Source organism: Bradyrhizobium sp. USDA 3256, assembly GCF_054058275.1.
This window is the reverse complement of sequence record NZ_JBSSAE010000002.1, coordinates 7,380,878-7,393,886: the sequence shown is the minus strand read 5'-3', so window position 1 is coordinate 7,393,886 and position 13,009 is coordinate 7,380,878. Positions and strand designations below refer to the sequence as shown.

13 protein-coding genes are annotated in these 13,009 nt (G+C 64.4%); 4 read left to right on the top strand and 9 right to left on the bottom strand.

Annotated elements, in window-relative coordinates:
* Window positions 1-352: 352 nt before the first annotated feature.
* Together ACVWY5_RS36895 and ACVWY5_RS36890 are read left to right on the top strand one after the other, a co-directional pair.
* Window positions 353-1,159 carry a CarD family transcriptional regulator gene (locus tag ACVWY5_RS36895; RefSeq protein WP_080667177.1) on the top strand — a complete coding sequence of 269 codons (807 nt, stop codon included), beginning with the start codon at window positions 353-355 and terminating at the stop codon, window positions 1,157-1,159.
* A 298-nt stretch (window positions 1,160-1,457) separates the two neighbouring features.
* On the top strand, window positions 1,458-2,012 hold the full coding sequence (locus ACVWY5_RS36890) for a hypothetical protein (RefSeq protein WP_028336201.1): 555 nt from the start codon (window positions 1,458-1,460) through the stop codon (window positions 2,010-2,012).
* A 330-nt stretch (window positions 2,013-2,342) separates the two neighbouring features.
* On the opposite strand, the gene ACVWY5_RS36885 is transcribed toward ACVWY5_RS36890, so the two are convergent.
* From ACVWY5_RS36885 to cyoA, 8 genes are all read right to left on the bottom strand, one after another.
* Entirely contained in the window at window positions 2,343-2,762 is a 420-nt protein-coding gene (locus ACVWY5_RS36885; protein ID WP_321176821.1) for a hypothetical protein, read from the bottom strand.
* A 168-nt stretch (window positions 2,763-2,930) separates the two neighbouring features.
* Entirely contained in the window at window positions 2,931-3,467 is a 537-nt protein-coding gene (locus ACVWY5_RS36880; RefSeq protein ID WP_028336203.1) for a response regulator transcription factor, read from the bottom strand.
* Complete coding sequence (locus tag ACVWY5_RS36875; protein WP_028336204.1) at window positions 3,457-4,842, bottom strand: ATP-binding protein; 1,386 nt, start codon at window positions 4,840-4,842, stop codon at window positions 3,457-3,459. The genes ACVWY5_RS36880 and ACVWY5_RS36875 overlap by 11 nt, the downstream gene beginning before the upstream one ends.
* Entirely contained in the window at window positions 4,814-5,644 is an 831-nt protein-coding gene (locus tag ACVWY5_RS36870; RefSeq protein WP_321176825.1) for an SURF1 family protein, read from the bottom strand. The genes ACVWY5_RS36875 and ACVWY5_RS36870 overlap by 29 nt, the downstream gene beginning before the upstream one ends.
* 2 nt (window positions 5,645-5,646) lie before the next feature.
* Window positions 5,647-6,039, bottom strand: a complete 393-nt coding sequence (gene cyoD, locus ACVWY5_RS36865) for a cytochrome o ubiquinol oxidase subunit IV (protein ID WP_028336206.1) — start codon at window positions 6,037-6,039, stop codon at window positions 5,647-5,649.
* Complete coding sequence (gene cyoC / locus ACVWY5_RS36860) at window positions 6,036-6,665, bottom strand: cytochrome o ubiquinol oxidase subunit III (RefSeq protein WP_028336207.1); 630 nt, start codon at window positions 6,663-6,665, stop codon at window positions 6,036-6,038. The genes cyoD and cyoC overlap by 4 nt, the downstream gene beginning before the upstream one ends.
* A complete protein-coding gene (gene cyoB, locus ACVWY5_RS36855; RefSeq protein ID WP_028336208.1) occupies window positions 6,662-8,665 on the bottom strand; it encodes a cytochrome o ubiquinol oxidase subunit I in 2,004 nt (667 codons plus the stop codon). The genes cyoC and cyoB overlap by 4 nt, the downstream gene beginning before the upstream one ends.
* A gap of 10 nt (window positions 8,666-8,675) precedes the next feature.
* Window positions 8,676-9,842: a ubiquinol oxidase subunit II gene (gene cyoA, locus ACVWY5_RS36850; RefSeq protein WP_028336209.1), complete on the bottom strand. Its 1,167-nt coding sequence runs from the start codon at window positions 9,840-9,842 to the stop codon at window positions 8,676-8,678.
* Window positions 9,843-10,074: 232 nt separating this feature from the next.
* On the opposite strand from cyoA, the gene ACVWY5_RS36845 reads away from it, so the two are divergent.
* A complete protein-coding gene (locus tag ACVWY5_RS36845) occupies window positions 10,075-11,364 on the top strand; it encodes an MFS transporter (protein ID WP_028336210.1) in 1,290 nt (429 codons plus the stop codon).
* 173 nt (window positions 11,365-11,537) lie between these two features.
* On the opposite strand, the gene ACVWY5_RS36840 is transcribed toward ACVWY5_RS36845, so the two are convergent.
* Window positions 11,538-12,347 (bottom strand): transporter, encoded by an 810-nt coding sequence (locus tag ACVWY5_RS36840; protein ID WP_028336211.1) that lies wholly within the window; start codon window positions 12,345-12,347, stop codon window positions 11,538-11,540.
* Between the two features lie 192 nt (window positions 12,348-12,539).
* Between ACVWY5_RS36840 and ACVWY5_RS36835 the strand changes: the two genes are divergently transcribed.
* Window positions 12,540-12,941, top strand: a complete 402-nt coding sequence (locus ACVWY5_RS36835) for a c-type cytochrome (protein ID WP_050387732.1) — start codon at window positions 12,540-12,542, stop codon at window positions 12,939-12,941.
* Window positions 12,942-13,009 lie beyond the last annotated feature (68 nt).

The window sequence follows — 13,009 nt, the reverse complement described above, 5'->3', positions numbered from 1 at the left end:
CGCCGATTTAACCCTAATGACGGACATATGACCTGAGCGGCCCCTGTTATGCCCGGAATCGGGCGTAAACCATTGATTTTTGCGGAAAATGTGCTATATCTGACACATTACAGGCCAAGAACCCCCTGCCATGCGTACCTTGTGGCTTCGAGGTTCCCGCAAACTCGAACAGGGGCGTGGCAGTTTCCGCGCGCAGGCTGTGTCACAGAAAACGCGTAAAAAGAGTGCTTCAAAGACGACGAAAAAAGCCGCTGTCGTTGCTCGCAGCGCAACCAAGGGCCGTGCCAAGGCGTCCGTGAAGGGGGCCAAGAAGGCGGCGGCTGCAAAGTCCTCAAAGAACAAAAGAAGCGTGATGCCAGAAAAGACTGCCAAGACTGCCGCGAAAGCGGCAGCTGCGAAGCCCGCTGCTGCCAAGGTCGCCCCCAAGCCTGCCGCGACCAAGACGGCTGCTGCGCCGAAGCCGGCCGCCCCGAAGGCTGCCGTCCCCGCCGCTGCTCCGAAGGCCGCCGCCAAGCCGGCCGCCCCGTCGCGTCCGGAAGAGAAGAAGGTCGTGACCCAGCGTCAGGGCTTCAAGGCCAACGAATTCGTGGTCTATCCCGCTCACGGCGTCGGCCAGATCCTGGCGATCGAGGAGCAGGAGATCGCGGGCGCCAAGCTCGAGCTGTTCGTGATCAATTTCATGAAGGACAAGATGACGCTGCGCGTCCCGACGGCGAAGGTCGCCAATGTCGGCATGCGCAAGCTGTCGGAGCCGGCGCTGGTCAAGAAGGCGCTGGAGACGCTGAAGGGCCGCGCCCGCGTCAAGCGCACCATGTGGTCGCGCCGTGCCCAGGAATACGAAGCGAAGATCAACTCGGGCGACATCGTCGCGATCGCCGAGGTTGTCCGCGACCTCTATCGTTCGGAATCGCAGCCCGAGCAGTCCTACTCTGAACGCCAGCTCTATGAAGCGGCGCTCGACCGCCTGTCGCGCGAGATCGCGGTCGTGCAGCACTCGACCGAGACCGAGGCGATCAAGGAGATCGAAGGCCAGCTCGCCAAGAGCCCGCGCCGCGGCGCCAAGGCCGAGTCCGCTGAAGGCGACGCCGAGGGCGATGCCGACGGCGAGGATCTCGACAATGATGGCGACGATACCGCCGTCGAGGACGAGGCCGCCTGAAAGGGTTCGACGGATTGAAAACAAAAGCCCGGTCGCAAGACCGGGCTTTTTGTTTTGGCGGTGCGTCCGTGGGGCACGCTTGGCTCTTTCCTTGTGGGAGGGGCCCGGATTGCATTGCAAGATGCAATCCGGGTGAGGGTGCCGCTCCGCGAACTGCAGTCCGTCGCTCGGCGCGGATCGATGTTCCAAACTGTCCGCACCGCCAGCCGCTTGGACAAACGGTACTCATTGCCGAGTTATCCCGAAACGGAACGCCGGTAACTCTCGCGCGTTCGCTCGCCAATGCAGGAGAGCGGACATGACATCAAAGGCAGGCATTTTTTTCGCAGGCGTTGGAACAACTTTTATCATCCTCGGCGCCGGGTTCGGTGGTGGACTGTTCATCGCAAATTCGGCGCTTCAGGATTCTGCCGGCGCCCCCACGCGCGTCGCGTCGCCAGCGCCTGCGGAACCGGCCCGCGTTATCCTGCCATCCACGGCTGAAGCCGCGCAGCCACCGCAGCCCGCGACCCAACGCGAACCCGCCTCGCCGGAAGCAGCCTCACCGCCGCAGTCGCCACCGGAGCCGGTCAAGGACGTACAAGCACCCGTCGAGAAGCAGGCAGACGTGGTGGACACGAGAAAATCTGACATTGAAGAAAAGGAACGGCGCAAGCGCTACGCTGAACGCAAGGCGAAGCGCGTCGCGACCGAGCACGCAAAGCGTCAACAGCGGCGCATCGAGCAGGGAGACCAACGTCGCGAAGCTCCGGTGCTCCTGGAGCGGGCACAACGCCGCGAAGCGCCGATCATGGCGTCCGAAGACGATGAGTCCCCGTCTCGTCCGTTCGCGAACTTCTTCGGGAATGACTGAGCGCATCGCTTAGTGAAGGAGTCGAGGAACAGTCCGCAATCAAGGGACGTTAGTGCTGATACAGAAGGCCCGTTCATCCGATGGCTAACGAAAACTCCATTGCTTCCACTGCCAGCCCTGAACAACGCATAGAACAGGCGTCAGAGGCGATCCGTCAGATGGCTGGGCATGGTGCATGCGAACCTTTGCCGCAAGATCGGTGGCTGCATCACTTGGCTGAATTGACCAATGCGGCTCCGCTTCAATCACTTGCCGTCGCATTCTTGCTGGGGGTCTTCCTGGCTCGGCGGTAACCCTCGGCGAAGCCGTTGATGCTGCCGCGCCATGTGCTCAATACGAGCGCTGCTTGATGCCCCAGCGGCCGTTCTCGGACGTCACGATCCACAAATTGCGGTGACGGCTGGCAACCGACCCGTCGGCGCGGTCGCGCGTATACTCGACCAACAGATGCACCTTGCGCGGACTGACCAGCACCGGCTCCTTGCGCTGATAGGTGCTCTTCGCCCATCCCGTGGTGCGCGTCAGATCCTCGAAGAACGACGCCGGCAGCTGGCCCGGGCCGTCCCAGATCACGAGCTGCTCGCCGGAGAGGATGACGTGCGGGAAGTGCAGCAACACATCCATGCCGGCGAGATCGCGGGCGTTGAAGCGGTCGGTGAATTCGTCGATGCAGCGGATCGCCGCCGCGATCATGGCCGCGTCGCCGGCGTCATCCGTGCTGGGCTGGAAGAGGTTGTCGGCACTGCTCATGCCGCTGCTATACATCCGCGGCGAACCGAACGGCAACGGCGTGGCGGATCCGTAGCCTGGATGAAGCGCAGCGAAATCCGGGGGCGCTTGATCGCGGATGGTTCGATCCCGGATTGCGCTTCGCTCCATCCGGGCTACGTACCTCCATCTGGGCTACGCTAGCCTGTGCTACTTCACCCGCTGCTTCTCGAGCTTGCGCGCCAATGTCCGGCGGTGCATGCCGAGGCGGCGGGCGGCTTCCGAGATGTTGAAGTCTGTCTCCATCAGGGTCTGATGGATGCGCTCCCATTCCAGCGTCTTGATCGAGGTCGGCCGCGCGCCGACCTCGATGGCGGCGTTGCCGGCGGCCTTCTGGAACGCGGCCTCGATGTCGTCGGTGTTGGACGGTTTTGCAAGGTAGTGGCAGGCGCCGAGCTTGATCGCCTCGACCGCGGTCGCGATGCTGGCGAAGCCGGTCAGCACGACGATCAGCATCTCAGGGTCATGCGCGTGCAGCGCTTCGACGCAGGCAAGTCCCGACGCGCCGCCGGCGAGCTTCAGGTCGACCACCGCATAGCCGGGCGATTGCTGCTCGAGCAGCTGGCGGACCTCGTCCAGCGAGGCCGACACCGCCACATCATAGCCGCGGCGCTCGAACGAGCGCTTCAGCGTGCGGGCGAAACCGGCGTCGTCCTCGACGATCAGGAGCTGGCGTTCATCCGTCAAGATGGTCTCCGATCGCAAGCGTCGAGAGCGGCAGCTCGAGCTTGACCGCGGCGCCGATGTCCGGCCGGTTGCGCGCCGTCACCACGCCGCCCAGCTTGCGCACCACGTTGACCACCAGGAACAGGCCGAGGCCGCTGCCGGGGCTACCCTTGGTCGATTGATACGGCTTGCCGATATGCGCCAGCATCTCGCGCGAGAAGCCCGGGCCGCGATCGGTCACCGACAGCACCAGCGTGTCGGCATTGCGCTCGGCGGTCAGCTCGATCCAGTCGCGCGAGACCTCGGCGGCGTTGTCGAGCACGTTGAAAATCGCCTGCTTGAGCGCGATGTCGGACACGATCGCGAGATCAGCGCCGAAGGCGTTGCGGAAATACAGCGTGGCCGACGGCCGCGTCGTCCGCCATTCCTCCACCAATGCCGTCAGGAACGCCGCGACCGTGGTCGGCGAGGAGCCTTCGCCGCGGGCTTCGCCCGCCGACAGCAGGATGCCTGTGACGATCGACTTGCAGCGCTGCACCGAAATCTCCATTTCGCCGAGGTCTTGCGACAGCTCGGGATCGGATGCGAGCGCGGGCATCCGGCGCCAGTCGCCCAGGATGACCGAGAGCGAGGCGAGCGGCGTGCCGAGCTCATGCGCGGCGCCGGAGGCCAGGAGGCCGATCCGGACGATGTGGTCCTGCTCGGCGGCGTGCTGGCGCAGCGCCGCGAGGCGCAGGTCGCGATCGCGCAGATTGCGGTTGATCCGGGTCATGAACACCACGAGCAGCACGGCGTCGAGCACGAGGCCGATGAAGGTGCCGGCGATATAGAGGTTGAAGGCATCGGCGAACCCTTGCTGCGGCAGCTCCAGCGGCCGGTAATAGCCGGTCAGCCAGGCGAAGTTCATGCAGACCAGCGCCACCAGCGACCAGGTCGAGGGCGCATCGAGCAGCACCGCGCCAAGCGTCACCTGCAGCAGATAGAGCGAGGTGAACGGGTTGGTGGCGCCGCCGCTGAGATAGAGCAGGGCGGTCAGCGCCGCGACGTCGAGCGCCAGCGCGACCAGCAGCTCGCGGTTGTTGATGTCGGCGCGGTAGCGCAGCCACAGCAGACTGACGACATTGAGTGCCACCAGCCCGGAGATCACGGCCGCCAGGGGCAGCAGCGGCAGCGCGACGCCCATCCAGAACTGCACGAAGCCGATGGTGGCGATCTGGCCGATCACGGCGATCCAGCGCAGCTGGACCAGGAGGGCCATGTTCTTGCGATTGGTCGCGATGTCCGCGGGCGCAGCGAGATCGAACGGCATGCCGGCAGCCGCGCCCGCGGCGGACGGCATCACCGCTGCGCCGGTCGCGGCCTTGTCGTCATGCAGATCCGATGTGCGCTCGAGCATCTGGGCCTGTGTCGCGAGACAGATTGCGGGCTGCGCCGATCAGGCGGCGCACGGCGGCGCGCCGTGAGTCCCACCTTGGATCGGAGGCGCCGGCGCGGCCCCTGCCGCTGATGACGCGCAGGAGCGCGCCCGCCAGCATAAGGGTCAGCGCGAACCATGTCAGCGCGTAAATCAGATGGTTGTTCGGAAACCGCACGATCGTGAGCCCGCCGACCGGGGCGCCGCCCGGATTTGGCGTCGCGTCGGCATCGATGAAAAAGGGGGCTACATGCGATAATCCGTGCGCGGCGGCGATCGCGGCGACGTCGCGGGAATACCAGCGGCCGGCCGAAGCATCGTTGCTGCGCAGGAAGCCGCCCTTCGGCTCCGACATCCGCAGCAGTCCGGTGACGCTGACGGCGCCCTGCGGCTCGCCATCGCGCCGTGTCGCGGGATCGCGTTTATCGGCGGGAACAAAGCCGCGGTTGACCAGCACGGTGGTTCCGTCGGCGGCTTGCAGCGGGGTCAGCACCCAGAAGCCGGGGCCCTCGGCCGTGACGGCCTGCACCAGCGTTTCATCGGCGTTGAGGAACGTGCCGCGTACGGTGACGCGGCGGTATTCATCGCTCGCGGCCGTGACATCAGGCCATGATGATGGGGGCGGCGGCGCGACCGGCGCCGCATGCATGCGCTGCTCGACCCGCTCGATCAACGCCAGCTTCCAGGTCCGGCGCTCGACCTGCCAGATACCGAGCGCGCCCAGCAGCACCACGCCCAGCATGCCGAGCGTGAGCAGCACAAGCGAGGGCCTGGCAGACCGCATCGTCACGGCATCTGGCTCATGTCGTGCAGCGGCATCATGTTGACGTTGAGGTGATGCATGACCCACAGCGAGCCTGTCAGCCCGATCACCACCATGATCACGGTGAAGATCATCGCCATCATGGTCCAGCCGTTCTCGGACCGGGTGTTCATGTGCAGGAAGTACACCATGTGCACGACGATCTGCACCGCAGCCAGCACCAGCACAATCAATGCGGTGACCTGCTTGTCGGCGATCGCGCCGGTCATCACCAGCCAGAACGGCACCGCGGTGAGGACGACGGAGAGACCGAAGCCGATCAGATAACTCTGCAGCGAGCCATGGGATGCCCCGCCGTGAGCGGCGTGGCCGTGCCCGCCGGCGTTGGATTCGATAGCGTGAGCTTCTTTTGTCATCGCAGCATTCCCAGGAGATAGACGAAGGTGAAGACACCGATCCAGACCACGTCGAGGAAGTGCCAGAACATCGAGAGGCACATCAGACGGCGCCGGTTGGCTTCGGTGAGGCCGAAGCGCGCGGTCTGCACCATCAGCGTCACCAGCCAGAGGAGGCCGAAGGTGACGTGCAGGCCGTGGGTGCCGACCAGCGTGAAGAACGACGACAGGAAGGCGCTGCGCTGCGGCGTCGCGCCCTCATGGATCATATGCGCGAACTCGGTGAGCTCGATGCCGAGGAAGGCGAGGCCGAACAGCCCGGTGATGGCGAGCCAGGCTTGGGTCGCGCCGATCTTCGATTTCTCCATCGTCAGCATGGCGAAGCCATAGGTGATCGAGGAGAGCAGCAGCATCGTGGTGTTAAGCGCGACCAGCTTGAGGTCGAACAGGTCCTTCGGCGATGGGCCAGCGGCATAGTTTCCGCCGAGCACGCCATAGGTCGCAAACAGCATCGCGAAGATGAGGCAATCGCTCATCAGGTAGATCCAGAAGCCCAGCATGGTGCTGGCGCCTTCCGGATGATCATGCTCGTCGATGACGTGGAAGACCGGCTCGGAGTCCTGTGTGGTTATGATTGCAACGCTCATGTCTGGGCTCCCGCGGCAAGCACGCGTGTCCGCGCGTCTTCAGTCCGCACCACCTCATCCGTCGGGATGTGGAAGTCGCGGTGATAATTGAAGGTGTGGCCGATCGCGACCGCGAGCAGCGCAACGAAGCTGACGGCGGCGAGCCACCAGATGTACCAGATCAGGCCGAACCCCATTACCGTCGCGAAGCCCGCGAGGATGATGCCGGTGCCGGTGTTGGACGGCATGTGGATCGGCTTGAAGCCGGTGAGCGGGCGCCTGTAGCCGCGGCGCTTCATGTCCCACCAGGCGTCGTTGTCGTAGACCACGGGCGTGAAGGCGAAGTTGTAGTCCGGCGGCGGCGAGGAGGTCGCCCATTCCAGCGTGCGTGCGTTCCAGGGATCGCCGGTGGTGTCCTTCAGCTGCTCGCGGCGCAGAATGCTGACCGCGAACTGCACCAGCATCGCGACGATGCCGAGCAGGATCAGGAACGCGCCGAAGCCCGCGATGATGAACCAGATCTGCAAGGACGGATCGTCGAACACGCGGAGTCTTCGGGTCACGCCCATCAGGCCGAGCACGTAGAGCGGCATGAAGGCGAAGTAGAAGCCCGAGACCCAGAACCAGAACGACAGCTTGCCCCAGAACGGATCGAGCCTGAAGCCGAACGCCTTCGGGAACCAGTAATTGATGCCGGCGAACAGGCCGAACAGCACGCCGCCGATGATCACGTTGTGGAAATGCGCGATCAGGAACAGGCTGTTATGCAGCACGAAGTCGGCCGGCGGCACCGCCAGCAGCACGCCGGTCATGCCGCCGATCACGAAGGTCAGCATGAACGCCACCGTCCACATCATCGGCAGCTCGAAGCGGATGCGGCCGCGATACATCGTGAACAGCCAGTTGAACATCTTCGCGCCCGTCGGGATCGAGATGATCATGGTGGTGATGCCGAAGAACGAGTTCACGCTGGCGCCGGAGCCCATCGTGAAGAAGTGATGCAGCCAGACCAGGTAGGACAGGATGGTGATGACGACCGTGGCGTAGACCATCGAGGTGTAGCCGAACAGCCGCTTTCCGGAGAACGTCGCGGTCACCTCGGAGAAGATGCCGAACGCCGGCAGCACCAGGATGTAGACCTCGGGGTGGCCCCAGATCCAGATCAGGTTCACGTACATCATCGGGTTGCCGCCGAAGTCGTTCGTGAAGAAGTTGGTGCCGACGTAGCGGTCGAGCGACAGCAGCGCCAGCACCGCCGTCAGCACCGGGAAGGAGGCGACGATCAGGACGTTGGTGCAGAGCGAGGTCCAGGTGAACACCGGCATCTTCATCATCGTCATGCCCGGCGCGCGCAGCTTGACGATGGTGCAGATCAGGTTGATGCCCGATAGCGTCGTGCCGACGCCGGCGACCTGTAGTCCCCATATGTAATAGTCGACGCCGACATCGGGACTGTAGCCGATGTTCGACAGCGGCGGGTAGGCGAGCCAGCCGGTGCGGGCAAATTCGCCGACGAACAGCGACATCATCACCAGCACGGCGCCGCCGACCGTCATCCAGAAGCTGAAATTGTTGAGGAACGGGAAGGAGACGTCGCGGGCACCGATCTGCAGCGGCACCACATAGTTCATCAGGCCGGTGACCAGCGGCATCGCCACGAAGAAGATCATGATCACGCCGTGCGCGGTGAATATCTGGTCGTAGTGATGGGCCGGCAGATAACCGTCGGAGCCGCCAAAGGCGATCGCCTGCTGCAGCCGCATCATCAGCGCGTCCGCGAAGCCGCGCAGCAACATCACGATGCCGAGGATCATGTACATGATGCCGATGCGCTTGTGGTCCACGGTGGTGAACCACTCGCGCCACAGATAGGTCCAGAGCCGGAAATAGGTGACGATCGCAAACAGCGCGAGGCCGCCGGTTGCCACCACCGCGAAGGTACCGACCAGGATCGGCTCGTGGATCGGCAGCGCCTCCAGATTGAGGCGGCCGAAGATCATCTTGACGAGATCGGGATTCATGCGGTCCTCCTCAGGACTCTGATTTCGGACGCTGACCGAGCAGCAAGGATGTCGACGAGGGATGCGCGGGCGAGAACGGCGGGCGCTTCAGCCCGAAGCCGCGCAGCGGCGTCAGGTCGAGCGGCGCATTGACCTCGTGCGACGGCGCGTCCTTGATCTCGTCCATCGAGCAGATGCCGGCGACGAAGGTCGGCTCAGAGCCGAGCGGCGCGCCGCGGCGGGCGTATTTGTCGTAGGTCAGCGGCAGCGTGTTGTTGAAGCCCTCACGGCCGAGGCCGCCCTTGGCGTCGATCGCCATCATCTCGCTCATGCACATCTTGCCGGGCTCGACGCACATGTTGAGGACCGCCTTGTAGAGATCGCGGTCGACCGAGCGATAGAGCCGCACCGGATCGTTCTGGCTCGGACGCTCGAGCTGCAGATAGTCGGTGCGGCCGAGCATGTTGGCGCTGGTCTTGGCGGTGCCGATCCACTTGTCGAAATCGGCGCCAGACAGGCTCTTGAACTCGAAATGCATGCCGGAGAAGCCGGCGCCGCTGTAATTGGCGGAGAAGCCGCGATAGGTGCCTTCCTTGTTGGCGACCGCGTGCAGCTTGGTCTCCATGCCGGGCATGGCGTAGATCTGGCCGGCGAGCGCGGGGACATAGAACGAGTTCATCACGGAGGACGCCGTGATGCGGAAGCGGATCGGGCGGTCGACCGGAGCTGCGAGCTCGTTCACGGCGGCGACGCCGTAGTCCGGGTAGATGAACAGCCATTTCCAGTCGAGCGCGACCACCTCGACATTGAGCGGGGCGTCCTTGCTCTCGATCGGCTTGTCGGCAGCGATGCGACCGAGTGAGCGGTAGGGATCGAGCAGATGCGTGCCCATCCAGGTCAGCGCGCCGAGGCAGATGATGATCAGCAGCGGCGCCGACCAGATCACGAGCTCGAGCTGGGTGGAATGATCCCACTCCGGCTCATAGGGGGCCGCGGTGTTGGACTGGCGGTAGCGCCAGGCGAAGAACACGGTCAGCGCCATCACCGGAAGCACGATGATGAGCATCAGCACGGTCGAGATGACGACGAGGTCGCGCTGCTGGGCGGCGATGTCGCCGGCAGGGGCCAGGACGACGAAATCGCACCCGCCAAGGAGCGCCGCGAACGGCAATAAGGCCAATAATTTCAAGGCGCGCACGGCTCACCCCACTTGAATTTTATGAGTTCCGCCAAGGGGTAGCTGCGATGCAGCAAAGTTCACATTGGACAATTTGTCCAATGTTGCACCGCGGGATGGAGGATCAGAAGGTGAGGTGGACCGCGTGGCAATCTGCTCGTGGCCTCACTTCTTGTTCGAGCACGGTCTATTCGGAAAACCGGTTGGTCATGCTCCAAAGGACAGTTCTCCGGCGATGGCACAGGCCCCAGCAATGGCTCACGGCACCCCGACCGCATCAGGTCACGGGCAGGCGAAACCCGGTGAAATCGCCATCGGTGTCATCATCGGACGCACGTCGGAATTCTTCGACTTCTTCGTCTATGCGATCGCCTCGGTCATCGTGTTCCCGAAGCTGGTGTTCCCGTTCGTCAATGAGCTGACCGGCACGCTCTACTCATTCGGCATCTTCGCGCTGGCGTTCGCCGCGCGGCCGCTCGGCACCGTGATCTTCATGGCGGTCGACCGCCGCCACGGCAAGGGCGCCAAGCTCGTCATCGCGCTGTTCCTGCTCGGCACCGCCACGGTCGCGCTCGCCTTCCTGCCCGGCTACGACACGATCGGCGTCGCGGCAATCTGGCTGTTGGCCGCCGCGCGCGTGCTGCAGGGCATCGCCTGGGGCGGCGCCTGGGACGGCCTTGCCTCGCTGCTGGCGATGAATTCGCCGGCGCATCGCCGCGGCTGGTACGCGATGGTGCCGCAGCTCGGCGCGCCGCTCGGGCTGATCGTGGCCAGCGCGCTGTTCGCCTTCTTCGCCGGCAACCTCTCGGCGGATGATTTCTTCGACTGGGGCTGGCGCTATCCGTTCTTCGTCGCCTTCGCGATCAACGTGGTGGCGCTGTTCGCGCGGCTGCGCATGGTGGCGACGAATGAATATTCCGAGCTGTTCGAAAGCCGCGATCTCGAGCCGGCGCGGGTCGGCGAGACCGTCGCGCAGGAGGGTCGCAACATCCTGCTCGGCGCCTTCGCGCCGCTGGCGAGCTTTGCGCTGTTCCACATGGTCACGGTGTTCCCGCTGTCCTGGGTGTTCCTGTTCACCAAAGAAAGCCCGGTGCGCTTCCTGATCATCGAGATGATCGGCGCCATGGTCGGCGTCGTCGCTATCATCGCCTCCGGCATGATCGCCGACCGCGTCGGGCGCAAGCCGCTGCTGCTCGGGTCTGCGGTCGCGATCGCGGTCTATAGCGGCTTTGCCCCGCAGCTGCTCGATGCCGGGGCGTTTGGCGAAACGGTGTACATGGTGCTTGGCTTCGTGCTGCTCGGCCTGTCGTTCGGCCAGTCGTCGGGCGCGATCGCCTCGAGCTTCGCGCGGAGCTATCGCTACACGGCCTCGGCGCTGACCTCGGATTTCGCCTGGCTGTTTGGTGCCGGCTTTGCGCCGCTCGCGGCGCTGCTGCTGGCGACGCATTTCGGCCTGATCTCGGCCGGCGCCTACCTGTTGTCGGGCGCGGTATGGACGCTGCTGGCGCTGTGGCTGAGCGGATTGCGCGAAGCCGAGGGCTGAACTCTTCTCCTTCCCCCTGAAAGGGGGAAGGTCGGGATGGGGGTCTGCCGCACGCGCTGGCGTGTGTGGAGACAAGATCCCCACCCGCTTTGCTCTGGTGAGCAAAGCGACCTCCCCTTTTCAAGGGGAGCTGGATAGGCCTCGCGGATGGTGCCCGATACCCATCTCCATCCTCAGCGAAACAGCCCGTCGACGCGGAACGAATACCCCAGGCCGACGATGTAGTTCGGCGAGTTGCGGTTGAGTCCGAACGCGACATGGAAGTCGACCTGCTGGGTCGGGGTGATCTGGTACAGGCCGCCGGAGTTGATGAACTGGGTCGGCCGCGCGCCGTCGGGATAGTCGCCGACATATTCGGTGAACACGCTGATCCGCTCGGTCAGCTTCTTCTCGATCACGAAGGTCGCTTCCGACACGTGCCGGCCGGTCAGTTCGGCGGGGCGGAAGAATTCCGTGAACATGCCGCTGACGCCCCAGCCGTCATGCAGCTCCCATGACCATGGCAATTGGATGTAGGGCTGCGCGCCGCGACCGGCGATTTCGGCAGCGCCCGTCGGCAGCGCGACGCCGGCCGTGATCGAGAGGTCGAGCTTCCCCGGCACGGGACTGATCTGCCATTTGATCCCCGGCGCGACGTCGGAAAAGCCCGAGGTGCCGGGCGAATTCACAGTGCCGACATAGTTCGGCAGGTCGATCAGCACCTCGAGGCAGGGCGCGATTCCGAGCCGCCAGCGGCTATTGCTGCCGTCGATGCTGCGGCCACTGCTGCGGCCGGTCAGGTTGATGCCGTTTTCGTTCTGCAGGCTCCCGACCGGCACGACGATACTCGAATTGGTGACGTCGGGCCGGTCGGTCGCGATTTCGTCGCTCGGCTTGGGACAGCCGTCCGCGCGCGCGGCGGTGGCTGCTGCGAGTGTGAGCGCAGCAAGCACGCACCCGAGTTCGGCAAGTCGAGCGACGGCGCCGAACCGATTCTGAAACACTGGGGATGCTCCAATAGCCCGGCGCCGCTGCGGAGGTGGCAGCTTTCGATAGAGATCGGCGGCGCGCCGGGAAATTCCCGGTTGGCTCAAAATTCTTCGTCAGTCGTCGGCGGCGCGAGCGCGCGGCATTCCAAGGAATAGAATCGCGGCATGCCTGCTCCTGTTGTGGTGGCAAACAGGAGACCTCCGGGAATGACCATTCGTTCGATCGCAGGCGTGCTGGCGCCGCAGCAAGCCAAAATTGCCGCGATGGCGGCCATCGCGATTCTGCTCGCCCTGAACAGCGCCCGTGCCGCGGGAGATGCGGCGCGCGGCGCCACGCTGTACCAGGGCTGCGGCGATTGCCACTCGATCGACAAGAACGACGTCGGCCCGATGCACAAGGGTGTCGTCGGCCGCCTCGCCGGCTCCGTCGCAGGCTACGACTACTCGCCGGCGCTGAAGAATTCGAAGATCGTGTGGACCGAGGAAAATCTCGACAAATGGCTCACTGGTCCGGACACGATGGTTCCGGGCACCAAGATGTTCTACGAGGTTCAGGATCCGAAGGATCGCGCCGACATCATTGCCTTCCTCAAGGAGAAGGCGAAGTAGAATGTAGCCTGTCGTCCCGGCGAAGGCCGGGACCCATAACCACCGTCATTCATTATTGGAAGAAGCTC

What these genes read in the sequence shown, in the direction of transcription:
- ACVWY5_RS36895 (WP_080667177.1), top strand. Translation starts at nt 353, where the DNA reads ATGCCAGAAAAGACTGCCAAGACTGCCGCGAAAGCGGCAGCTGCGAAG.
- ACVWY5_RS36890 (WP_028336201.1), top strand. Translation starts at nt 1,458, where the DNA reads ATGACATCAAAGGCAGGCATTTTTTTCGCAGGCGTTGGAACAACTTTT.
- ACVWY5_RS36885 (WP_321176821.1), bottom strand. Translation starts at nt 2,762, where the DNA reads ATGAGCAGTGCCGACAACCTCTTCCAGCCCAGCACGGATGACGCCGGC.
- ACVWY5_RS36875 (WP_028336204.1), bottom strand. Translation starts at nt 4,842, where the DNA reads ATGCTCGAGCGCACATCGGATCTGCATGACGACAAGGCCGCGACCGGC.
- ACVWY5_RS36870 (WP_321176825.1), bottom strand. Translation starts at nt 5,644, where the DNA reads ATGCGGTCTGCCAGGCCCTCGCTTGTGCTGCTCACGCTCGGCATGCTG.
- cyoD (WP_028336206.1), bottom strand. Translation starts at nt 6,039, where the DNA reads ATGACAAAAGAAGCTCACGCTATCGAATCCAACGCCGGCGGGCACGGC.
- cyoC (WP_028336207.1), bottom strand. Translation starts at nt 6,665, where the DNA reads ATGAGCGTTGCAATCATAACCACACAGGACTCCGAGCCGGTCTTCCAC.
- cyoB (WP_028336208.1), bottom strand. Translation starts at nt 8,665, where the DNA reads ATGAATCCCGATCTCGTCAAGATGATCTTCGGCCGCCTCAATCTGGAG.
- ACVWY5_RS36845 (WP_028336210.1), top strand. Translation starts at nt 10,075, where the DNA reads ATGGCTCACGGCACCCCGACCGCATCAGGTCACGGGCAGGCGAAACCC.
- ACVWY5_RS36835 (WP_050387732.1), top strand. Translation starts at nt 12,540, where the DNA reads ATGACCATTCGTTCGATCGCAGGCGTGCTGGCGCCGCAGCAAGCCAAA.